The organism is Prosthecobacter sp., assembly GCF_049294395.1.
In the GTDB taxonomy this organism is placed as follows: Bacteria; Verrucomicrobiota; Verrucomicrobiia; order Verrucomicrobiales; family Verrucomicrobiaceae; genus Prosthecobacter.
In genome coordinates this window covers 59,579-82,395 of record NZ_JBAQCR010000004.1, presented here as the reverse complement: position 1 = coordinate 82,395, position 22,817 = coordinate 59,579, and the positions used below count along the sequence as shown (strand labels likewise).

Below are 22,817 nucleotides of genomic sequence, written 5' to 3'. Positions count from 1 at the left end.
GAATGAAAATTAGACGCCGACGAGTTCGCGCAACGGCACACCGCCGTCGGTCACAGTGCGCGGGCGCTGCACCGCGTCCATGAATTCGTGATTTGGATGAATGCCTAGCAGGTGAAAAATCGTCGCGGCAAGTTCCGGCGGACGCACGGGCCGATCCGATGGAGAACCCCCAATCTTGTCGCTCGCGCCGATGATTTGACCACCGGCGATGCCCGCACCGGCCATGGCGACGGAGAACACATTGCCCCAGTGATCGCGCCCGCCGCTTTTGTTGATGATGGGCGAGCGACCAAACTCGCCCATGACGACGACGAGTGTCTCATCAAGCAAACCACGCGAATGCAGATCTTGGATGAGCGTGGAGTAAGCGGTGTCAAACTGCGGACACAACACCTCGCGCACACGTGGACCATTTCGCTGGTGCGTATCCCACAGCGGGCTGCCTTCTTTTTCATCGCCGGGTTCGCGCGGCCAGTTCACCTGCACTAGCCGCACTCCGGCCTCCACAAGACGACGCGCCAGCAGCACGCTCTGGCCAAATCTATGTCTGCCGTAGCGGTCCCGCATCGCCACCGGCTCGCGCTCGATTTCCAGCGCCGCACGACTGGCCTCCGAGTGAATCAAATCAAAAGCGCGCTGCTGCATCGCATCCGTCTCCTCCATGAGCGGATTCGCCAGCGAGCGGCGGAATTGCACGTCCAGCTGCCGCAGCAGGCTGCCGCGCTCGGAAAAACGCAAATCCGTCATCCCCTCGGTCAAACTCATGCCTTCGATGCGCAGACGCTCCGCACTGGGATTGCACTTGATAAGCTGCGGATGCCACGGTGCCCCCATAAATCCGCCGTTCTGGCCGGGCCACACGACATTGCCGTTGTTTTCGAGACGTTCCGGCAAAACAACCGAAGAAAGCGGCGACCGCCCGCTCGGTTTCAACGCGCCAACAACGGACGCGATGCTCGGCCAGTCATTCGCACTCGGCGGCACGCTCTCAGCTTTCGACGCCGGCGCATAGCCCGTGAGCATGAAGCAGCCGCTGGTCGAATGCGCGTTGATGCCCGTGGTCATCGAGCGGATCACCGCGAGGTGCTGCATCAGCTTCGCCGTACGCGGCAACGTCTCGGAGAAATGAATCCCCGGCACCGAGGTTGGGATGGATTTGAAATCACCGCGAATCTCCAGCGGTGCATCCGGCTTCGGATCAAACGTCTCATGCTGCGGCGGTCCGCCGCTGAGAAACAGAATGATGCAGCTCTTCGCCCGGCCAAATGACGCGTCCTTGCTGGGAGCCCTCGCATTCAGCACGGATGGCAGCGACAACCCCAAACAACCCAGCCCACCCACGCGCAGCCATTCGCGGCGATTGAAAGCAGTGGTTGAAATAAGTGGCTGCATGGACGTCATCAACTACGCCCAGCCAACGTGGCTCTATCACACCCGGTGCAGCTTGTACGGATACACCTGGTCCGCGTTCCACTGGCAGCCGTAAAGGTCACCGGCGTCATCCGCACACACATCATGCACGTTGCGGAAGACCGGCTGGTCCTGCAGCAGGAGGCTCACTTGATCGCCCTCATATTTCGGCTGCTGGCCGCCCGGAGCGGAGATGACACGGTTGTTCTTGTCGAGGATGATGATGAAGCCGCGCTCACGCCACATGCGGTAATCATTGGGCTTCATGCCGAAGCACACGCCGGAGAGCAGCAGATCCCCCGCTATGACCGGCCGGCTCATGAAGGCTCCTGGCAGATACACGGAATGCGAATAGGTGCCGTCGAGCTGATACCAGTGGAACTCATTGCGGATGCGCTCCGTGCACAGCACCAGCGGCGCGGGACCGCGTGAGTCGATGGCGACTCCATGCGCCTGCATGAATTTACCCGCATTCATCGCCTGGGTGCTGTTGCCGCCGAATTTGCGGATGAACTTCCCCGTAGCGTCGAATTGCAGGATAAACTGCGAGCCGTAGCCGTCCGCCACATAGATGTCGCCGTTCGGGCCCGCCGCCGCCTCGGTGGGCGCATACTTGGTCACAGCATCGTATGCGCCACAGTCCTTTGCATGCGGCAGCTCCAGTACGATCTCGCCCGTGAGCGTGGTTTTCACCACGCGGCCACCACCCGGATCGCACAGCAGCAGGGACTCTTTGCCATCACGCGCATCCAAGCTAAGCCCATGGCCCCCGCGCAGCTTCAGCGTCCACGCATCGAGCACCTTTCCTTCCTTGTCGAAGATCAGGATGTTGTTCTTCGCCTCATCGGTGATCATGATCAGCCGCTTCTGCGCATCCATGACCATCTCATGGCAGTTCTTCACCGGATGCACCTCGCGCTTCGCCTTGCACCACTCCAGATCGACCCGATACCGATGCTCCCCATGACCGATGATGGCTCCATTCAGCGAGGTCTTGCTTTGCGCCCGTATAAATGGAGTTGAAAACGCGGTGGCGGCGGTCGTGGTGATGAAATGGCGGCGATTCATAGTTCATTGGAAACAGCACATCCCTCCCAGGCCTTTCGAGAAGCGTTCTTCACGGTGCGGAAATCCGGCTCCGATACGCCGGCAAACGCAGCTTCCAGCGCATCGCGGCAAGGCGCAGCACCAGAATAACCGCCATGCCGATGTAGCGATGGCTTTCCGAGACTGGCAGCCACATCCGCAGCAGCACAAACACCAGCGCACCGACGAAAACGGCCGTGGCGTACAAATTCACATCGGGCTGGAAAACGAGCGGCAGTTCGCCACGCAGCACATCACGCAGAATGCCACCTGCCACGCCGGTGACGATGCCCAGCAGGACCGCCACGATGCCAGACGTTCCTAGCATGAGCGCCTTTTCAGTTCCCGCGATGCCAAACAAGGCCAGCCCAAACGCATCTGCAACCGCCAGCAGCCGATGCGGCGGATGAACGAAACGCACTGTTACAAACATCGCCACCGCAGCAATCAAAGCCGTCCATAAATACATCGGCTGCTCGATCCAGATCAATGGACGCACACCGAGGCACAAATCACGGATCGTTCCGCCACCCACCGCCGTCACAAGTGCCAGGACCAGCACACCGAACAAATCCATTCGTTTTCCCTCCGCCGCCAGCACGGCAGTGATCGCGCACACAGCCACGGCAAAGTATTCGATCCAGGGCGGCATGGTTCAGGGCTTCAGGTAATGTTCGATGCCATTGAGCAGCATCTGCACGGCCACCATGACCAGCAGCATGCCCATCAGGCGCTCGACTGCCATTGCGCCTTTTTCTTTGAGCACGCGCGCGATCACCGGCGAGCAGAGCAGCACCGTCGCCGTGACGCCCCAGGCGATGAGCAGCGCGGCAAACCAATGCCAGATCTGCTCTGGATGCGTGCTGACAAGCACCAGCAGCGTCGCCAGCACGGACGGCCCCGCTATCATCGGCACCGCGAGCGGCACGATGAACGGCTCCATCACCATCTCCTCCGCCTCACGCCGCGACGGCGGAAAGATCATTTTCAACGCGATCAAAAAGAGCACAATGCCGCCGCTGATGAACAAGGCCTCCTGCTTCAAGTGCAGCAGTCCGAGCACCCACGGCCCGAGAAAGAGAAACAAGACGAGAATCACCAGCGCGATGACCAGCTCGCGCGCGATCACGCGCACGCGCCGCTCAGGCGGCACCGGGCGCAGGCCGGACACAAACGTCGCCACATTCCCCAGCGGGTCCATGATGGTGATCAGCAGCAGGGTGGCGGATAGCGTGTCCATGGCGTCATTCAGTCCGTGTTTCCTTCCGGCGCAACCAGTGGTGCACGAACTTCACCCGAGCGCGTTCCCAGATTCCCGTAACGATGATAATCAAAGCTCACGCTCTGCTCCTGCAGATACCACAGCAACTCCACACGGCCCTCGGCCAGCACCGGAGCGTCGGCGATAAACACACATGCCTCTGCCGCAGCACGGCGGACGATTTCTGGAACGCGGGCAGCGGCAGCGTAGCGCACGCGATACACCTGGCCGCCGCTGATCGCCGCCGCGAATTCCTCGTCGCTTTCCTCAACAAATTCGATCAAACCAGCCCAGTCATGCGTCAGTTTTTCCAAAAGACTCAGTTCGCGCGTCTCCAGACCAGGCAGTCTGCTGACAATCGTTCGCGCACCCGTCACTCTCGTCGCGACCACACGCGTGAAGATTTCGAAGAAACTGTCCTCACGGCTCACACGGACATGCACCGCACGCAGCGGCAGATAACGCCGCACATTGTCCTGACCGATCAGGCGGAAGTGATCATGCTCACGGCCAAACTCAGCACTCCACCATTGGTCGCAGCTCTCCAGGGCCTTCAGAGTGCGCCAATACTGCTCTTCCGGCACACCGCAGGACTCATTCACGATGTTCAAAGCCAGGTGCTCCAGCGCAGGATTTCTCAAAGGTTCATCGCCCGGCCACACAAGTGTTTCCTGAAATCTCATGAACTGCGCCACATAGTTCGGACCGCCAGCTTTGAGGCCAGGCCCAAAGGCGCTTTTGCCCATGCCGCCAAAGGGCTGCCTTAAAACAACCGCACCCGTCGTGCCGCGGTTGATGTAGAGATTGCCAGCACGAATGCCCGCCTTCCATTCGACCTGTTCGCGATCATCTAGACTCTCCAACCCACTGGTCAGGCCGAATCCTGTCTGATTCACCCAAGCGACGGCCTCGTGCAGTTTCTCATAGCGCATCACGCCGAGCACAGGGCCGAAGAACTCCGTCATATGGGTATAGCTGCCCGGTTGCACGCCCCATTTGATGCCGGGAGACCAGAGACAGTCGTTGCCATCCAGCTTGCACGGCATCAGCGCCCAGGATTCCCCGTCTTCGAGCGTGAGCAATGCATTTTGAAGGTCCCCCGACGGCGGCCGGATCAGCGGCCCCATCTTGGTCGGCAGATCCCATGCAGAACCGACAATGAGGCTCTCTGCCGCTTCAACCAGCGAACGTTTGAACTCGGGGTCATCATAGACCTCGGACTCCAGCAGCAGCAGAGATGTGGCGGAGCATTTCTGCCCCGCGTGACTGAAGGCCGAATGCAGCACATTTTTAATCGCAAGATCCCGGTCCGCCATGGCCGTGACGATGGTGGCGTTCTTGCCGCCGGTTTCGGCGCTCAAGGGCAGCTCAGGCTTGGCCCGCAGCATGGCCAGTGCGGTTTCCGTTCCGCCAGTCAGGATGACCGCATTCACCAGCGGATGCTGCACCAGCTGCGCTCCTTCATTGCCACCAGAACATGGCACGAACTGCAGCGTCTTTTTCGACACGCCGCCGCGCCAGAAACACTGGCACAGCTCCCATGCAGGCAGCACGGCATCAGACGCTGGTTTCAAGACAACCGTATTCCCCGCTGCCAAAGCTGCAGCCATGCCACCACATGGAATGGCGATCGGGAAATTCCACGGCGACACGACGACCGCCACCCCTTTGCCCGACGCAGTCACATTCGGCAGCTCGAAAAACGTGCACGCACTGCCCGCGTAGAACTCCACAAAATCGACCGCCTCGCTCACTTCAGGATCCGATTCGGCCAGCGTCTTACCACAGTTTGCCAACGCCGCGCCCATCAGGTCTGCCCGTGCCTGGCGCAGCTCGCTTGCGACCTGCCGCATGATTGCCTGCCGTTGCTGAGGCGACATGCCACGCCAGCCGTCATCATCTCGCGCTGCACATTCCACCGCCCGCACGATGTCCCCGTCATTAGCCAACCGATAACGACCCACCAAAGCCCCCGGCTGCGATGGATCCGAGCAGTCACGCGCGTTGTGGGCATCGGTGATCTCTACACCATCAATCACAAGCGGCAATTCGACACAGCGCTTCTCCCACGCGGTCACAATGCCCTGCGCCCACTCTGCATGATGTGGCAACGACCAGTCAGTATCGGGCTCATTGACGAAGGTGTCAGACAAACTATGAGCCTGTTTCAAATCCCGCCGATCCTGCGTGCGGCGCGGTGCAGTACTCAGTGTGTCAAGGCGTGCAAATGCAACGCGGAAACCCTGCTCCAGTTGGTGCCAGTCCTCGCTGCCCGGCACGAGTTTGAATGTGTGGCGCAGGAAGTTCTCCGGCCCGGTGTTTTCATCAAGCCGCCGGATGAGATAGCCGATGGCGCTAAGAAAGTGCTCCTTGTGGCAGACGGGCGCGTAGAGCAGCAGATGCGGAGCCTCCTCAAAGAGTGCGCGACGCTGATGATTGGCCATGCCTTCCAGCATCTCGAACTGCACCCGCTCCATCGCATTGCCAGCCCTTGCCAGAGTGAGCGCATAAGCAACATCAAACAAATTGTGCGAGGCGACCCCAAGTTTCACCGCTGCCAGATTTTCGGGGCGAAAGCCTTCGTGCAGCATGCGCTTGTAGTTCGCGTCCGTGTCGGCCTTCGTTTCAAAGGGCGCCTGCGGCCAGCCTTTGACCGCCGCTTCAAAGCGCTCCATCTCCATGTTCGCCCCCTTCACAATGCGCATCGTGATGCCCGCGCCGCCTTTGGCGACACGCTCACGCGCCCACGCATGAATCTTCTGCTGCCAGAGATAGGAGTCAGGAATGTAAGCCTGCAGCACGATGCCCGCGCTCACCTGCTCAAGCCCGCGCCGGTCCAGCGTTCGCATAAAAACTTCACAGGTGAGACTGAGGTCGCGATACTCCTCCATGTCGAGGTAGATGAACTTCGGCACCTGCGTACCATCACTGCGCGTGAATGTGGCGCGTGCAGCGCTGCGATACAGGCGCTCAAGCCGGTCGCTCAGGGTCGCGATCGTGTTCTCGCGCGCGAGCGGCGACATCTGCGAATAGAGCGTGGAAATCTTCACTGAGAACACCTCCGTCTCCGGGTGCTGCATCGCTTCGAGATAAAGCGTCAGCCTGCGCTCCGCTTCCGCCTCGCTGAGGATCGCCTCGCCGAGGAAATTCACGTTCATGCGCACGCCCTGCGCAGTGCGCTGGCGCAGATGCTCTGCCAGCACCTCCGGCTCCGCAGGCAGTATGACATTCGCCGTCTCATGCTGCATGTGCTCCTTCACCATCGGCACCGAGACGCCCGGAAGCCAGCCGCCAAATGTCTGAAACCCGCGCAACAACGCCCGGTCCAGCGGACTGAAAAAACGCGGCACCCCCTGCACATCCAGGATGTGGGTGAACTGATCCGCCACACGCGCAGCTGATCTGGGTCGAAACGCCTGATCCGTGAGCTGCACCAGCGTTGCTTTGTCCGAAGCGGTGTGCAGCATGCGGTCCAGCTCCGCCTGCTGGCGTCTCTCGGCAGGCGTTTGCAGCTCGGTGGCGCGCAGCTGCAGCCTTCGCGCAAGATCAACCGCAGCATCAATGAGTTCCGCGTTCATGATAATGACACGTCACACACCCAGATCCTGTTTCACCGCAGCAAAGGCTTTCACCGCATTTTCCAGGTCAGCCCGTGTGTGAGCAGCACTGATCTGCGTGCGAATGCGTGCCTTCCCCTGCGGCACCACAGGATAGCTGAAGCCGACGACATACACGCCCCTCTCCAGCATCGCGTCCGCGAATTTCGCGGCCAATGCTGCATCACCAAGCATCACGGGCACGATGGAATGCTCGCCGGCCACAATTTGAAATCCCGCGGTGACCATCTGCTCACGGAAGAATCGGGTGTTGGCTTCCAACTGATCACGCAGGCTCGTGGACTGCTTCAGCAGGTCCAGCGCCGCGATGGACGCACCCGCAATGCTCGGGCAGAGCGTATTCGAAAACAGATAGGGCCGCGAGCGCTGACGCAGCAGTTCGATGATTTCTCTTCTCCCGCTGGTGTAGCCACCACTCGCACCCCCAAGAGCTTTGCCCAGCGTGCCGGTCAGGATGTCGATGCGCCCCATCACATCACAGTGCTCATGCGTGCCCCGGCCTGTTTTGCCCATGAAGCCCACAGCATGGGAGTCATCCACCATCACCAGCGCATGGTATTTGTCCGCCAGATCACAAATCGCCTTCAGCGGAGCGATGAAGCCGTCCATCGAGAACACGCCATCGGTGGCGATCAGCTTGAAACGCGCACCTTTCTCATCCGCCGCGATCAACTGCGCCTCCAAGTCGGCCATGTCGCAATTCTTGTAGCGATATCGCTGCGCTTTGCATAACCGCACACCATCGATGATCGAAGCATGGTTGAGTTCGTCGCTGATGATCGCGTCCTCCGGCCCGAGGATCGTCTCAAACAGCCCGCCATTGGCGTCAAAGCAGGAGCCGTAGAGGATCGTGTCCTCCGTGCCAAGGAAATCCGACAATGAGGCCTCCAGTTCTTTGTGTACTCCCTGCGTGCCGCAGATGAAGCGCACGCTGGCCAGCCCATAGCCCCAGTGCTCCAGCGCCTCATGCGCCGCCTGTCGCACCTTGGGGTGCTGCGCCAGGCCGAGGTAATTGTTCGCGCACATGTTGAGCACCGCCTTGCCACCATTCGCACGCACCAGCGTGCCCTGCGGTGTGGAGAGCACTCGTTCCCGTTTGTAGGTGCCCGCAGCGCGAATGGCCTCAAGCTGCGTGGTGAGATGCGTGGTGAAGGTCGGATTCATGTCTGCCGATATACTGGACACATGTCCTTTATTTTGGCAACATGGATTTTCCGGTGGTAATCAAACCATTTTAGACAGCAGTCGAAAGTTCAGAACTCCTTCACAGACCACGCGGCTTCTCCGAATGAGCTGCTTCATCTTCAAAACGCCTTCACCACCAGTTCGCGAAAGGCCCGCACATGCTCCGGCTCAAAACGGCCCTTGCGCTGCACCAGAAAGACCTCTTCATGGCCAAACAACGAAGCAACTTCACGCACGACGACCTCCGCCTCCCCGGCCCCACGTTTCGGCGGCTTCACGCTCGCCGCGCTCGTACCGATGGCAATGCCAAACCCAATGGCCACATAGTTCATCAGCAGGGCACGGTTCGTGGCTGTGACCGTCACGTTCATGCGTTCCGCCAGGCCTGCCTGGGCAAACACCTGCCGAATCTGCCGGTGAGAGCTGCTTTCCTCCGGTGCCAGCACCAATGGCTGGCTGATGATGTTGGCGAGTGTCAGCTGCCGTGCGCGTGTCAGCGCATGATTCGCCGGACACATGAGATAAAAGGCATAACGCGCCAGCGCCTGATATTGAAACTGCGGCATCACCTCGTCACCAGTCGCCATGCCCATGATCGCCAGATCCGCCTCATCCCGCTCGATCACCTGTCTGGCCATGTAGGAGGGCCGGTCCAGCAGCACGAGTTTCACGTTTGGGTGATTCTGCCGATACAGAATGATAGGTCGCCGCAGCGCCCCGGTGAGCATGGCAGACGGAGCCACCACTGTCAGCGTGCGGGCGGCCGAGCTTCGCTGGTCCTCAAACATCGCCCGCAGACCGTCAAAGGATTCGACCAATGGCGCCGCCAGATCCACCAGAGCACGGCCATCGTCGGTGAGTGAGACTTTGGAACCCTCCGCCACGACAAACTGCACCCCGTATTCATCCTCCAAGGCGCGAATCTGCTGCCACACGGATGGCACGGCCAGATTCATCGCCGCTGCTGTCGCTGCAAAGCTGCCCTGCCGGGACAGTTCCACCAGCGCGCGAATCTGCCTGAAGCGCACTTCCTTGAAATAACGACGCGCAGGAGAATCGGCAGTAGTGCCGATCCTTTGAGGGGCGTTAGGTTTGGCTTTCATCGTTAGGTCTTTCCTAACGAATATCGAAGAAGATAGCAAGAGCCGTAAAACTAAGCCGACCAGTCAAGCACCACCTTGCCACAATTGCCGGACTCCATGGCCGCAAAGCCTTTTTCGAATTCGGTGTAGTGGAATCGATGGGTGATGACCGGCTTGATGTTCAGACCGCTTTCAAGCATCACACTCATCTGATACCAGGTCTCATACATTTCGCGTCCATAAATGCCGTGGATGGTGAGCATGTTGAAAATCACCTTGTTCCAGTCGATGGCAATCTGCTCGCTGGGAATGCCGAGCATGGCGATCTTGCCGCCGTGGCACATGTTGTCGATCATGCTGCGGAAGGCGGCCGCGTTCCCGCTCATTTCCAGGCCGACATCAAAGCCCTCCTTCATGCCCAGCTGCTTCTGGACATCCTCGATCTTCTCCGTCGACACATTCACCGCACGCGTCGCGCCCATCTCGCGCGCCAGATTGAGGCGGTACTCATTCACATCCGTGATGACGACGTGGCGTGCTCCGGCATGTTTCACAACAGGAATCGCCATGATGCCAATGGGACCGGCTCCCGTGATGAGCACATCCTCGCCTAGGCATTCAAACGCCAGTGCCGTGTGCACGGCATTGCCAAAAGGGTCGAAGATGCTCGCCACTTCTTCATCCACTCCCTCGCGATGATGCCAGACGTTCGTCATCGGCACGCTGATGTATTCGGCAAAGGCCCCGGTGCGGTTCACTCCGATGCCGACGGTGTCTTTGCACAGGTGACGCCGGCCCGCGAGGCAGTTGCGACAACGCCCGCATACGACGTGCCCCTCGGCGCTGACGATCTCGCCGGGATGGAAGTCATTCACGTTCGAGCCGACAGAAACAACCTCCCCCACAAATTCATGTCCCACCACCATCGGCACCGGGATCGTCTTCTGTGCCCAGGCATCCCACTTGTAGATGTGCAGGTCCGTGCCGCAGATGCCGGTCTTGTGAACCTTGATGAGGACATCATTGATGCCTACTTGCGGCTCCGGGACATCCTGGAGCCAGAGACCGCGTTCAGACCGTGCCTTGACGAGTGCTTTCATAATGGTTGCTTATGTCGATATATTGGACACTTGTCCATTAAATCGGCAACTGATATTTTTTACCTCACGCCAGGATCTGCGGAATCACCTTGCCGAAATCCCGCTCTAACCGCTTACGGCCGGGGATTTCCAGACGGTGCGGATCCAGCCCAAGCAGATGCAGGATGGTGGCATGTACATCCGTCACGTAGTGCGGGTGCTCCACCGGGTGAAAGCCGAGCTCATCCGTGCCGCCGTGGATCGTGCCTCCCTTGATGCCGCCGCCGGCCATCCACACGCTGAAGCCATACGGATGATGATCGCGCCCATCGCTGCCCTGAGATCCCGGCGTGCGGCCAAATTCGGTGGCAAAGACCACGAGCGTATCATCCAGCATGCCGCGCTGCTTGAGATCCTTGAGCAGGCCGGAGATGGGCTTGTCCACCTGCTGCGCCAGACTGGAGTGGTTTTTCTTCAGCCCGGAATGCGAGTCCCACGCACCCGCCGCCCCATCGCCATGCTGCAGCTGGATGAAACGCACACCACGCTCCGCGAGACGGCGCGCCACGATGAGCTGCCGGGCAAACGGTTCCGCCACCTTGTCATCCATGCCGTAAAGTTTTTTCGTCTCTGCGCTCTCGGCATCGAGGTTCATCGTCTCCGGCACGGCTGTCTGCATGTTGTAGGCCAGCTGGTAGCTCTTCATGCGCGCGGCCAGCGTCTTGTCGCCAGGATACTGCTCCGCATTCAATCCATTGAGCCGGTGAATGAGATCAAACTGCGCCTCCTGCTTCTCCCTCCCGATCTCAAACTCCGGCGCGGCATAGGTGAGTGGATTCCTCGGATCCACCTTCAGGTTAACCGCGTCATAAGCGGGGCCAAGATAGTGGCCGTCCCGCACATCAAAAAAACGCGGCCCCATGTTGATGAAGGACGGCAGATTGTCCGTCATGGAGCCCAGGCCATAGGTCACCCAGGCGCCGAGCGTCGGCACCCGTGGCTCCAGCATGTGTCTTCCGCTGTGAAACTGCACCTGCGCCCCATGGTTGTCATCCGTGGTCCACATGCTGCGGATGAAGGAAATATCGTCCGAGCATGAGCCAATATTCGGAAACCAGTCGCTGATCTCCACCCCGCACTGCCCGTAGCGCTTGTAGCCGGTTTGCAGGGGGTAAATGACATTGCGCTGCTGGCCGTTCGCATCGTTCACCACCACCACGCGCACCTTCTTGAGCTTCTCCGGATTCTGCACCTCCTTGTAAGGCGTCTCACCAATGGACTTGCCCGCATACTTCGTGAGCATGGGCTTGGGGTCAAAGCTCTCCATGTGACTCACCCCACCGCGCATGAAGAGCCAGATCACCCGCTTGGCCCGCTGAGGAATCATCGGCAGACCATCGGGCGGCAACCATGCTTCTTCTCCTCGAAGCATGGATGCCATGGCAATACTTCCGAGTCCGCCGAGGATGTCGCGGCGCAGGAAAGGCGTGGGTGGAAGGCGCGGTGTCATCGCAGAGTGACGAAGTCGTTGTGGTTGATGAGAGCCTGGAGAAACAGACTGCGGTCCTCGTTCAAGGCATGGAAGCCTTCGAGGCTGGCCTGTCGCTCCGCATCCAGCGGCAGACGGCCCAGGATGGCTAGGAACGCCTGATCAATAAATGTGGGCGCATCGAGCTTGGTCATCGACGCAGCCAGCGCATTCGCACACTCACGGCTGAGCCCGCTGTTCGTCAGCGCCAGCGCCTGCTGCGGCACCACGCTTTCGTTGCGGCGGTAGCACTCCAGCACGTTGCTGTTGTCAAAGACAGCCAGGAAGCGGTGCTCCACATCAGCGTTCTGGATGAAATACAACGAGCGCCGCGGACTGGTCTCGGCCTTGGCGGGGTCCAAACTCGGACCGCCCAGAGTAAGATCCAGTCGGCCGGAAAGATGCAGCAGGCTGTCGCGCACGAGCTGGCTTTCCATGCGGCGCGGATTCATGCGCCAGAGCAAGTGATTATCAGGATCTGCGGCAAGAGTTTGGGGATCAGCTCCCGCATTTGAGGAACTGCGCCGATACAAGTCCGACAGCACCAGGGTGCGATGCAGCCACTTCATGCTCCACCCATTCTCCATGAAGCCCGTCGTCAGACTGTCGAGCACATCCTGGTGCAGCGGCGCAGTGGCGCGGCGGCCAAAGTCGCCCACATCCGCAACCAACGGCACACCAAAATGCCGCGCCCACACGTGATTCACCAGCACCCGCGCAGTCAGCGGATTGCGCTTGTCAGCGATCCATCGCGCCAGCGCCAGCCTCCTGCCCGTGCTGGTCTCGGGATAAGTTTGCACCTTGGCATTGCCATTCTCTCCGGGGCCTTCCTGCGCTTTGAAACTCGCAGTCAGCGAAGTGTATGTGTCGCCCGGCGCGGACACCTTCGTTCTGGCTTTCTCCAGCGCCTCCCGCGCTGTCTTGATCTTCTTGTCTGCATCCTTGGCCTTGGGCGCGGCCTCTGCTTTCGCAAGCTCCTCCTCCGCCTTGGCTTCGCCATAACGCGCCTCGGCCAGCGCCGCCGCTTGCGCGATCGCCTTGTCCCCCTTGGCAAGATCAGCAGCATACACCGCCTGAATCATGGCGAGGCGAAGACCCGCCAGCTTCACCGCGCCGGCATCCCCGGCCTTCTGCGCCTGCGCGAGCAGCTGGTCCGCTGCCGCGAGATGATCCTTCAGCACAAACGGCAGCAGCACCGGTCTGGAAGAGGAAGGTGGCAGCTTCACAGCCTTGGCCTCATATGAGGCAAACTCCAGCACACGCGGCACACCGGGCGGCATAGGCCGAGACTTGTCCTCATTCTTTTCGTCGCCGCGCACATGGCGGTAGGTCAGCTGATCAAGATGCAGGTCAAACACACGTGGCAGCCCGTTCTTCTCGAAATCAGATTCGCCTTCCCAAGGATCGAGGCGCACATGCAGCGGCTCGAAAATGGCACGCATGCGGTAGTAGTCCGTCTGCTCGATGGGGTCATACTTGTGGTCATGGCACTTCACGCACTGCATCGTCAGCCCCAGAAAAGCGCGGCAGGTGTGCTCGATGGTCTCATCCAGCCACGTGGTGCGGTTAAAAAGGTAGTAGCTGCGCGCCAGGAAACCGGTGGCGCGCAAGTTGTCGCTATCCTCCGGTGCGAGTTCGTCAGCAGCCAGCATCTGCACAATCATCTGGTCGTAGCCCTTGTCGGCATTGAGCGATTCCACGATCCAGTCGCGCCAGTGCCAGAGGTGCTTCTGACTGTGGCGGAGCTGCGCGCCCAGACCGTACCAGTCGCAGTAGCGCCAGATATCCATGAAGTGCCGCGCCCAGCGCTCGCCATATTGAGGCGTGGCCAGAAGTTGATCCACCAGCCGCAAGCGCGCGGGCGCAGACGTGTCCTGCAAAAAGGCATGAATCTGCACCGCCGTGGGCGGCAGACCAATGAGGTCCAGATAAACGCGGCGCAGCCACAGCTCCGGCGCGGCCTCCGGCTGCGGTTTCAATCCTTTCGTCGCGAGGCGCGCAGCCAGCAGCGCATCCATGGAATGGCCGGATGATTTGGGCGGCTGGTAAGCCCAGTGCGCACGCGGATCATCCTCAGGCTTTTCTTGCGCAGGAGCCGGAGCCCCGGCAGCCACCCAGGATTGAAGTTTGGCCACCTGCTCCGCTGTGAACATGGACCCCTCACCCTCCGGCGGCATGCGGTCATCTTTGTCAGCAGTCGTCACACGCTCCAGTAGCAGTCCAGGATCGCCGGATATAATATCGCCATTGTCCCCGCCCTTGCGCATGGCCGTGGCGGTGTCCAGTCGCAGGCCAGCCTTCTGCTTCAGAGCCCCATGGCAGGCATAGCAGCGCTCCTTCAGCAGAGGCTTGATCTCCTTTTCATAATCCACCGCCAGCACCGTAGAGGGCAGAAGCGCCAATACGCCGCAGCTCAAGACGCGGGCAAATGAACGACAAAATACGGCAGGGTGAAAAGGCATGGGCACAGGCAACTACGTCCCTGAAGCCGCGACTCTTTTGCACTTCCCTCGCACTGCCCCGGACGGAGTCGCAGGCGGACCTTCCTTTTGCTGTCCAAAAACATCCTTCCCAGGCCTTGGTGTGCCTGCCATCATTCTCTATTCCATGCGCTCCCTGATCCGAATTCTTCCCACCCTCGCCATCACCCTGACATCTGCTTTTGCCGGTGACGCCACCGTCATCGAAAAGACACCCGGCCTTGTCGGCTTCTGGACTTTTGGAGAGGAGGCGGGCCAGAAACGTGTCTCACAAGGCACCCAGGAAAAACACCCGCTCAGCGAGGTAAACGGCCCCATCAAGCGCGCAACAGGCGGGCCATTCTCCGGTTACTCGGCAGATCTGAACGGCCATCAGTACTTTGAGATCAAGCATGCCGAGACAGGTGATTTGAACATCTCCGGCAAGGACGCACAGGTGACGCTCTTTGCCGTCGTGCGCATCGTCGATCTCAAAAAGAGCCGCACCATCGCCGGCATGTGGAGCGAGGGCAAAGGCGCGAACGATGACACCGGCACGCGCCAGTACGCGCTGCTCATGAACATGCCCACCTACGGCGGCCCGCGCAATCTTGTGCCTCACATCAGCAGCGAAGGCGGCGTGACCATGCGTGCCGACGGCACCAAGTTCCCATGGTGCGCCGATTACGCAGCCACCAAGCTCGAAGTCCCCGAAGAGCAGTGGTGCACACTGGCCTTCACCTACGACTCGAAATACATCCGCGCCTACATCAACGGCGTGCTCGACGCACGCACGCTGGATGCCGTGAAAGACAAGCGCAACGATCCCTACTTCATCAAGGAAGGCCCTGACGGCAAAGACCGCGGCATGAACCCATATTATCATGGCCGCGGCATCTTCAAATACGATCCCGCCTTGCATGCACAAACCAAGATCGCCCCGTCTGACTTCACTGTCGGTGCGCGCATGGCCGTGGGCTCGATGACCGGAGAGGCCACGATCGGCAAATTCGGCGGCCTCGCAGTATTCAACCGCGCCCTGAGCGATGCCGAGATGCAGAAACTGCATCAAGCCGCAGACGTCGGATCAATTCAACCCTGAGCGCGATGGCCCGGCTCTTCTCAATCCACCTCGCGGTCACCTGGATGCTGGTCGGCCTGATCTGGGTCGTGCAAATCCTCGTCTATCCGCAGTTCCAGCGGGTGGCCTCAGCAGAGTTCAAAGACTACCATTTCGCCCACTGCTTCCGCATCGGCCTCATCGTCGCGCCGCTGTTGTTCGTGGAGGCCGCCACCGCCGCATGGCTGCTTTATGAAGGGAGGCAGGCGCAGCCATTCTACATCAGCACGGGCCTTATCCCCATCATCTGGCTCACCACGGCGGTGTTTCAGGCCCCCATTCACACCCGGCTCGGACGCGGTTTCGATGCCTCTCTCATCCGCCGCCTCATCCTCACCAACTGGATCCGCACGCTCGCATGGACAGCACGCGGCATCCTTGTTAGCCTCACGCTTCTATGAGCAAACACCTGCTTCTCTCCCTGCTTGTTTTCAGCACCCAGCTCTGCGCACAAACCGCACTGCAGCTCGCGCCACCCACCGCAAAGCGCAGTCCAAGCGGCATCGTGACCTTGGAGAGCACCCCACCAGACACCACGGTCCTCTACACACTCGACGGCGCAGATCCCATCGCGAAATCAAACCCCTATCTCGCTCCCATCGACCTGCCCCACGGCGGCACCTTGAAAGCGCGCACCTTTTCAAAGGATCGGAAAAACATGAGCGAGCTCACCGAACAGGTCTTTGCCCCATTGCCAAGTTTTGCCGTTCCCGCACCAAGCACTGTCGTGGCCACCACTCAAGACCGTAGCTGGCCCAGCTACGACTGGGCCAAGCGCCACGAACTCACCAGCGCCGCCGTAAAGAAAGCCAGGCCGCAGATCCTCTTCATTGGCGACTCCATCACGCACTTCTTCGGCGGTGAACAGTTCGACAGCTACGCCTTGCGCGGCCAGCAGACCTGGGGCGAATTTTACACCCCGCGCAATGCAGGCAACCTCGGCTTCGGCTGGGACAAAACGGAGAACGTCCTCTGGCGCCTCCAGCATGGTGCCATCGACGGCATCGCCCCCAAACTCGTCGTCATGATGATCGGCACAAACAACACGGGCACCTGCTCCGCTCCCGACATCGCCTCAGGCATCGAAGCCATCGTTCAGGAGTTCACCAAGCGTCTGCCACAGTCCAAAATCCTCCTGCTGGGCATCTTCCCCCGCGGCGAAAAACCCAACCCCCAGCGCGAGAAAATCGCCGAGATCAACGCCATCATCTCCAAGCTCCACGGCACTCACAACGTCACCTTCCTCGACATCGGCCCGAAGTTCCTCACCCCCGAAGGCTTGATCACGAAAGACATCATGCCCGACTTCCTCCACCCCAACGAAAAAGGCTACCGCATCTGGGCAGAGGCCATTGAGCCCACGGTCAAGCAGCTGATGGACGAAGCCAAATAGGCACAAAAAAACCGGGGACCGCAGCCCCCGGCTTCTCGAAATAAGCGTCTGCCTTACTTCGCAGGCTTCCAGTTGCGCACGAAGTCCATGCACTGGGTGATCTCAGGCACGCTGGTCTCCCAGTTGTGCTCGTATTCGCAGTGCAGTGGGCCGGGATAACCCTGGGCGGCGTATTCGGCGAGGATGGCCGGGATGTCGCTCTTGCCGGTGCCAAAAGGAAGGTCATAAGCTTTGACGTCACCAAAGGCCGTGAGGTCCTTCATGTGGCTGTCAAAGATGCGGCCCTTGAGGATCTTGATGCAATCCACGGGGTTCAGCCCGCTGCGCACCCAGTGGCCCACGTCAGCACAGGAGCCCATGCGAGGGTCGCGGTTTTTGACGAGATCGAGCACGTAGTTCGGGTCCCAGAACATGTAGGCGCGGTCCAGCGGGCGCTTCGGATGGTTGTGAATGGCCATCTTGATGTCGAATTCCTTCACAAGCGCTTCGATCTTGTCGAGCGCGGTCACATCAGGCTCCGTGACGATCACGCCAATGCCCAGCTTCTTGCAGAACTCAAAAATCTTGCGGTTGGAAACGTCATCCTGGCCAAGCTTGACCACACCGTAGCCGACAGCGGTGAGCCCCTTGGCTTCGAGGTGCTTCATGACCTCGTCGATCATTTCCGGCGTGGCATTGTGGTCCCACTTCGCATCCGGCTTGGCAGTTGAAAATTTCTGACCAGGGTAGAATTCGATGGTCTTGCCACCGCTCTGCGCGGTCTTGTCGATGGCTTCAAACACATTGTACATGCGGAAGCTGTAGGCCTGGCAGCCTGCGAAAAACTGGCCGACTTTGGCGGCTTCAGGGATCGTGGCCGCAAAGGATGCGGTGGCGAGGAGGAGTGAGAGAAGGATGTGCTTCATGGATGGATGGAAGAGGGGATTTTGGCGAGTTCTCGGAGAAATGGAAGAACTGAGAATGGAAAAGGGCACCGTGGAGCAGCGTTGTGGAGACATGCTGAAACACTCCATCCTGTTTTTAATTTCTGCGTCAGCAGCCCTAGCGCAGCTGCCCACGACCAAACCCATCCCACGGGTGCAGGCCGTGCCACTGCCACATCACATCACCTCCTTTCAGCTCGACGGCCGCGAACTGACCGCCATGCATTTCGATCCGCAGGACATGCGCCCATTCTGGCACCCCATCCGGGCTTCCAAGGATGTGAGCCTCACCCGCATGGGGCATCCGCATGATCCACTGACTCATTCCCACCACAACAGCGTCTGGGTGACGCACAACATGGTGAACGACCTCGATTTCTGGGGCGACTACGCCAAAAAGCAGGGCCGCATCATCAATGTGGAGGTCTCGCGTGAAGGCTATGAAGACACCGACGAGTTTGCCTCCATTCGCATGGTGAACCACTGGATCAGCGAAGCAGACAAATCGCTTCAGCTTACCGAGGTGCGCCGCACGGAGATCCGCCCCATCGACGGCGCCAAAAGCTGGTTCATGATCATCGACCTGGAGTTCTCACCCCCGAAGGGAAAGACCACCACCTTTGGCGCCACCGGCTTCGGACTGGTGGCGGTGCGTATGGCGAAGAGCATCGGCGTGCACGACGGAGGGGGGCGCATTTTGAATTCCGAAGGGCAGCTCAATGAGGAGGCCATCTTCCGCAAACCAGCGCGCTGGTGCGACTACAGCGGGCGCATCACCAACGACGCGGACGGCTTCGGCGGCATCACCTTGATGAATCACCCGATGAACCCGCACAACCCGACCGCCTTCCACGTGCGCAATGACGGCTGGATGGGCTGCTGCCTGAGCTTGGACACCCCCGTGGAAGTCACTGAGGAGAAAAAGCTGCGCGTGCGTTACGCCCTTTGGGTGCATGACGGGGTGGCTTCGCAGGCCGAGAGCGAGGCGCAGTGGCAGAAATTCATCGCCATGCCCGTGGTGGATTTGGCGCTCAAACCGGCCAAGAAGTGAGCATGGCTGAATACCCCGCCGCCTTGGGCGAACTGATCTCCTTTTTCGAATCGCTGCCGGAAGGCGAGCGACGGGAAAATTTGATCGACCTCGCGGCTGCCGCAGACACCTACGCACCGAAAGCGGGCGAAAAGTTTGATTTGGAGGATGTGCGGCACGATGCGGAATGCACGGACACCGTCGGGGTACACGCCCGCCTTGAGCACGGAGACCACGTTCATTTTGCCATCAGCCTGGGGCCCAAGGTGCAGACCCTGACGAAAGCGATGGCCACCATCCTGTGCCGGGGGCTGAATGGATCGACGCTCTCAGAGGTCCTGGCGGTGCCGCAGGATTTTGTGCCTCGCATCATTGGCGCTGATCTCGTCCGGCTGCGCAGCCAGACGGTATATTACGTCCTGGGCCGCATGAAACAGGCGGCCCAGGCGCTGCAAAAAGGTGCGAACTAGCCCAGCCTCGTGGTCTGCCCTGTGCGCAATTCCTCGGGAATCTGGCCCACAAAGCGGGGCTGGAGGTCGATGGCATCAAAGATCTGGTGAATTTCCATCTGGCTGATGTCTCCGGGCTTGTCGATCTCGAAATAGACCAGGTCATGGCGGGCATCCACCTTGTAGCGGACCTTGGGAAAGTGGTCCATTTGGTTGCGGAGCTGCATCACATTGGACTCAGAACGGAGGCCGGGCGCGTAGATTTCGACTTCGATCATGGGTGGTATGCAGCGGTTCTACCGGAATTGCCCTCCGGAGCCAAGCAAAACCTGCCAGTTGTACACAGACAGGATTCCAGTTTGACAGGCGGGGGGTGTCGTCCTATTCTCGTCGCCCCTTTCCCCCGCTCCTTTTATGGCCAACATCCGCTCCGCAGAAAAAGACATCCGCAAAACGACGGTCCGCACCGCTCACAACCAGACGGTGAAAAGCCGCATCCGCACCCTGCGCAAGAAGGTGGTCGCCGCCATTGAGAAGAAGGATGCCGCCGCAGCTGCCGCCAGCCTCAGCGAATTCGCTTCCGCCGCCGACAAGGCCGCCAAGACCAACGTTCTCAAGAAGAACACCTCCTCCCGTCTGAAGAGCCGCCTCGCCGTCAAGGTCAGCGCCCTGACGAAGTAAGCGGTCCGTTTCAAAACCTGTTTCCAAACGGCATCTCGCAAGAGATGCCGTTTTTTGTTTGTCGGACGGGGCAAGGCCAGCAAAGATCGCCCACCCATGATCACCCGCCACAAAATCGCCCCCAACGGCCCTGAGTTCTCACGCCTCGTTTACGGCACCTGGCGCATCCTCGATGAGGAGGACAAGGCCAACTGCACCCCGCAGGCGCTGCTCAGCCGCTTCAAGGCCTGTGCCGACATGGGCATCACCACGCTCGACACAGCGGAAATTTACGGCGTTTATAAGGTCGAGGAGGCCATCGGCGGCGCGCTCAAGCTCGACCCCGCCTTCCGCAGCAAGATCGAGATCGTCACCAAATGCGGCATCTACATCCCCTGCGAGTTTCATCCCGACCGCAAAGTCGCCCACTACAACGTCACGGCCGCCCGCATCATCAAAAGCGCGGAAAAATCGCTGCGCTTCATGGGCATTGACGAAATCGATCTGCTGCTCGTGCACCGCCCAGACTGGCTGACCAGCGCCGACGAAACCGCCGAGGGCCTGAACAAACTGCTCAAGGACGGCAAAATCCGCAGCGCCGGCGTCTCCAACTACAATGTGCATCAGTTCGATCTGCTGAACTCCCGCATGGACCAGCCCCTGGTGACGAATCAGGTCGAGTTCAGCCTCTTGCACATGGACCCGATCTACGATGGCACGGCCGATCAATGCCAGCGCCACCGCATCCTGCCCATGGCCTGGTCTCCACTGGCCAAAGGTGCCCTGATGGAGAAAACAGACCCTGCCGCAGTCCGTCTCCATGCCAAAGCCGCTGAGCTTTCCGCCAAATACGGCGGCGCCACGCTCGACCAGCTCGCTTACGCTTGGATCATGGCTCATCCTTCCTGCCCGCTGCCGATCATCGGCACGAACAAGCTGGAGCGCATCCAGGCCGTGGTGAAAGCGGCAGACATCAAACTGGAACGCGAAGACTGGTACGGCCTCTGGGAGGCTGCCAAAGGGCACGGCGTGCCGTGAGGCCCGCTCAGAGCGGTCAATCTTGCACTTGCGGGACCACAAGCTGGTTGTGGTGGATCATGTTCACCTGCCAGTTCCATGGCCAGCGGCCCGGATTGCTCCAGTGGAAAGTCCAAGGCTCGGTAAACTGGTTCACATACCCCACGATCATGTGGCTGTATCCCACGCCATTGCCTTCGAGGCGGATCATCGTGGTCACCATCCCCTGCCCTTTCGTCGCTTTGAGGGTGGTTTGCTCCGTCTTCAAGATCAGCGTGAAGAAGCCGCTGAGATATTTTCGCCCGTCCTGAATCGCCGTGTCGCGGTTGTGGCCAAAGGCATCCGTGTAGTTCGGCGCCATCAGCCTCTCCAGCTTCTTCCAGTCACGGTCTTCAACCGCCTCAATCAAATTCGCCTGCGCGGCACGCACCTGCTCCTCCGGGGAACGCCCAAAAACCCACCATGCCAGCCAGAGCCCCTCGATCAGAAACAGAACCAGCAGGACGCGAAGGATGATTTTTTTCATGTCAAAAAAGGACCAGCTGCCCGGTGGAATCCGATGAAGCCGCCACACAGAAGCTCACACTGGTGCTCCGCCGACGCACGACTTCGATGGTCGGCGTGGGCTTGTGGCGTTCGGCACACACCACCCGGGCATCAGGGGCTCCGGCAGAGTCCAGGGCCTGCCTGATGTACCGGGAGGCCGTGGCGGGATCATTGCAGTCGTCGCTCAAATGCCCCAGCACCACGTGACTCAGCCCCGGATGAGCGATTTCACGGACGAGCTCAGCGGCCTGATCATTGGATAGATGGCCATGGCGCGAGCTGATGCGCTGCTTCGTGGACCAAGGACGCTTGGTGTCATTTTCCAGCAGTTGGGTGTCGTAATTGGCCTCAATGAAGAGGCTGTCGGAATTCCTGAGGCGGTCCTTGATCAGATTCGTCACGAATCCCACGTCGCTGAGCACCCCCAGGCGGGATTCCTCATCGGAAATCACAAAACCGACCGGATCCACCGCATCATGCGGCACCGGAAAAGACTCGATCCGCAGGTCCTGAAACTCAAAAGCCGCCCCCGTCGTCATCAGCCGCCAGATGGGCGGTTTGCGGAATCCGAGGCTCCCAGCCAGGGTTTCCTGGGTCAGGGCGGTGCAAAACAGGGGAACCTGGCGTTTCCGGCTCAGAACCTCAATCCCCCCCGTGTGATCCTGGTGCTCATGCGTCAGCAGGATGCCGTCCAGCATGTCGAGGGAAAAACCGCAGGCGTCCAGCCGCAGGCAGATTTGCTTGGCGCTCAATCCGGCATCGAGAAGCAAAGTGGTGCGTTCCGTCGAAATAACAGCGCAGTTCCCCGAACTGCCGCTGCCAAGAATTGTTAGTCTCACCATGCCCTGTTTTTAGCGGCTGGCCTCATCAGATGCAAGGCGGATGAGCCTCGCATGGAGGTGAAGCCCCCCCCCGGATTGCTTCGGAGATTTAAAATAGGTGCCATCTTGGCCGATAGAATGCTGGTTGATT

At 59.9% G+C, this 22,817-nt stretch carries 21 protein-coding genes; 7 read left to right on the top strand and 14 right to left on the bottom strand.

Annotation, left to right across the window (positions count from 1 at the left end; all coding sequences use genetic code 11):
• Window positions 1-9: 9 nt before the first annotated feature.
• From WAW39_RS00435 to WAW39_RS00390, 10 genes are all read right to left on the bottom strand, one after another.
• On the bottom strand, window positions 10-1,392 hold the full coding sequence (locus WAW39_RS00435) for a DUF1501 domain-containing protein (protein WP_422314632.1): 1,383 nt from the start codon (window positions 1,390-1,392) through the stop codon (window positions 10-12).
• 36 nt (window positions 1,393-1,428) lie between these two features.
• Entirely contained in the window at window positions 1,429-2,478 is a 1,050-nt protein-coding gene (locus WAW39_RS00430) for a 6-bladed beta-propeller (RefSeq protein WP_422314630.1), read from the bottom strand.
• A 49-nt stretch (window positions 2,479-2,527) separates the two neighbouring features.
• Window positions 2,528-3,148, bottom strand: coding sequence for a trimeric intracellular cation channel family protein (locus WAW39_RS00425; RefSeq protein ID WP_422314628.1), 621 nt, complete (start codon window positions 3,146-3,148; stop codon window positions 2,528-2,530).
• A gap of 3 nt (window positions 3,149-3,151) precedes the next feature.
• Entirely contained in the window at window positions 3,152-3,736 is a 585-nt protein-coding gene (locus WAW39_RS00420) for a MarC family protein (RefSeq protein WP_422314626.1), read from the bottom strand.
• Between the two features lie 8 nt (window positions 3,737-3,744).
• Complete coding sequence (locus tag WAW39_RS00415; protein ID WP_422314624.1) at window positions 3,745-7,335, bottom strand: proline dehydrogenase family protein; 3,591 nt, start codon at window positions 7,333-7,335, stop codon at window positions 3,745-3,747.
• A 12-nt stretch (window positions 7,336-7,347) separates the two neighbouring features.
• Window positions 7,348-8,538, bottom strand: coding sequence for a glycine C-acetyltransferase (locus tag WAW39_RS00410; protein ID WP_422314622.1), 1,191 nt, complete (start codon window positions 8,536-8,538; stop codon window positions 7,348-7,350).
• Between the two features lie 140 nt (window positions 8,539-8,678).
• Window positions 8,679-9,662 (bottom strand): LysR family transcriptional regulator, encoded by a 984-nt coding sequence (locus WAW39_RS00405; RefSeq protein ID WP_422314620.1) that lies wholly within the window; start codon window positions 9,660-9,662, stop codon window positions 8,679-8,681.
• A gap of 50 nt (window positions 9,663-9,712) precedes the next feature.
• On the bottom strand, window positions 9,713-10,741 hold the full coding sequence (gene tdh, locus WAW39_RS00400; protein ID WP_422314618.1) for an L-threonine 3-dehydrogenase: 1,029 nt from the start codon (window positions 10,739-10,741) through the stop codon (window positions 9,713-9,715).
• Window positions 10,742-10,805: 64 nt separating this feature from the next.
• A complete protein-coding gene (locus WAW39_RS00395) occupies window positions 10,806-12,230 on the bottom strand; it encodes a DUF1501 domain-containing protein (RefSeq protein ID WP_422314616.1) in 1,425 nt (474 codons plus the stop codon).
• On the bottom strand, window positions 12,227-14,710 hold the full coding sequence (locus tag WAW39_RS00390) for a PSD1 and planctomycete cytochrome C domain-containing protein (RefSeq protein WP_422314614.1): 2,484 nt from the start codon (window positions 14,708-14,710) through the stop codon (window positions 12,227-12,229). The genes WAW39_RS00395 and WAW39_RS00390 overlap by 4 nt, the downstream gene beginning before the upstream one ends.
• A gap of 145 nt (window positions 14,711-14,855) precedes the next feature.
• On the opposite strand from WAW39_RS00390, the gene WAW39_RS00385 reads away from it, so the two are divergent.
• From WAW39_RS00385 to WAW39_RS00375, 3 genes are read left to right on the top strand one after another with little or no spacing between them, the layout of a single operon-like run.
• On the top strand, window positions 14,856-15,809 hold the full coding sequence (locus WAW39_RS00385; RefSeq protein WP_422314612.1) for a hypothetical protein: 954 nt from the start codon (window positions 14,856-14,858) through the stop codon (window positions 15,807-15,809).
• A 5-nt stretch (window positions 15,810-15,814) separates the two neighbouring features.
• Window positions 15,815-16,228 carry a hypothetical protein gene (locus tag WAW39_RS00380; protein WP_422314610.1) on the top strand — a complete coding sequence of 138 codons (414 nt, stop codon included), beginning with the start codon at window positions 15,815-15,817 and terminating at the stop codon, window positions 16,226-16,228.
• Entirely contained in the window at window positions 16,225-17,220 is a 996-nt protein-coding gene (locus tag WAW39_RS00375; RefSeq protein ID WP_422314608.1) for a GDSL-type esterase/lipase family protein, read from the top strand. The genes WAW39_RS00380 and WAW39_RS00375 overlap by 4 nt, the downstream gene beginning before the upstream one ends.
• A gap of 53 nt (window positions 17,221-17,273) precedes the next feature.
• Here WAW39_RS00375 and WAW39_RS00370 read toward each other — a convergent pair whose 3' ends face one another.
• On the bottom strand, window positions 17,274-18,125 hold the full coding sequence (locus WAW39_RS00370) for a sugar phosphate isomerase/epimerase family protein (protein ID WP_422314606.1): 852 nt from the start codon (window positions 18,123-18,125) through the stop codon (window positions 17,274-17,276).
• A gap of 55 nt (window positions 18,126-18,180) precedes the next feature.
• Here WAW39_RS00370 and WAW39_RS00365 point away from each other — a divergent pair, with 55 nt between their 5' ends.
• Window positions 18,181-19,194, top strand: coding sequence for a PmoA family protein (locus tag WAW39_RS00365; protein WP_422314604.1), 1,014 nt, complete (start codon window positions 18,181-18,183; stop codon window positions 19,192-19,194).
• 2 nt (window positions 19,195-19,196) lie between these two features.
• Window positions 19,197-19,643, top strand: coding sequence for a SufE family protein (locus tag WAW39_RS00360; protein WP_422314602.1), 447 nt, complete (start codon window positions 19,197-19,199; stop codon window positions 19,641-19,643).
• Here WAW39_RS00360 and WAW39_RS00355 read toward each other — a convergent pair.
• Window positions 19,640-19,900: a hypothetical protein gene (locus WAW39_RS00355; protein WP_294395960.1), complete on the bottom strand. Its 261-nt coding sequence runs from the start codon at window positions 19,898-19,900 to the stop codon at window positions 19,640-19,642. The two genes, WAW39_RS00360 and WAW39_RS00355, sit on opposite strands and share 4 nt — an antisense overlap.
• A 136-nt stretch (window positions 19,901-20,036) precedes the next feature.
• Between WAW39_RS00355 and rpsT the strand changes: the two genes are divergently transcribed.
• Together rpsT and WAW39_RS00345 are read left to right on the top strand one after the other, a co-directional pair.
• Window positions 20,037-20,303: a 30S ribosomal protein S20 gene (rpsT, locus tag WAW39_RS00350; RefSeq protein ID WP_422314598.1), complete on the top strand. Its 267-nt coding sequence runs from the start codon at window positions 20,037-20,039 to the stop codon at window positions 20,301-20,303.
• 96 nt (window positions 20,304-20,399) lie between these two features.
• Window positions 20,400-21,320 carry an aldo/keto reductase gene (locus WAW39_RS00345; protein WP_422314596.1) on the top strand — a complete coding sequence of 307 codons (921 nt, stop codon included), beginning with the start codon at window positions 20,400-20,402 and terminating at the stop codon, window positions 21,318-21,320.
• A 16-nt stretch (window positions 21,321-21,336) separates the two neighbouring features.
• Here the strand turns inward: WAW39_RS00345 and WAW39_RS00340 are convergent, their stop codons facing one another.
• Window positions 21,337-21,825 carry a hypothetical protein gene (locus WAW39_RS00340; RefSeq protein WP_422314594.1) on the bottom strand — a complete coding sequence of 163 codons (489 nt, stop codon included), beginning with the start codon at window positions 21,823-21,825 and terminating at the stop codon, window positions 21,337-21,339.
• 1 nt (window position 21,826) lies between these two features.
• Complete coding sequence (locus tag WAW39_RS00335) at window positions 21,827-22,687, bottom strand: MBL fold metallo-hydrolase (protein WP_422314592.1); 861 nt, start codon at window positions 22,685-22,687, stop codon at window positions 21,827-21,829.
• Between the last annotated feature and the right edge of the window lie 130 nt (window positions 22,688-22,817).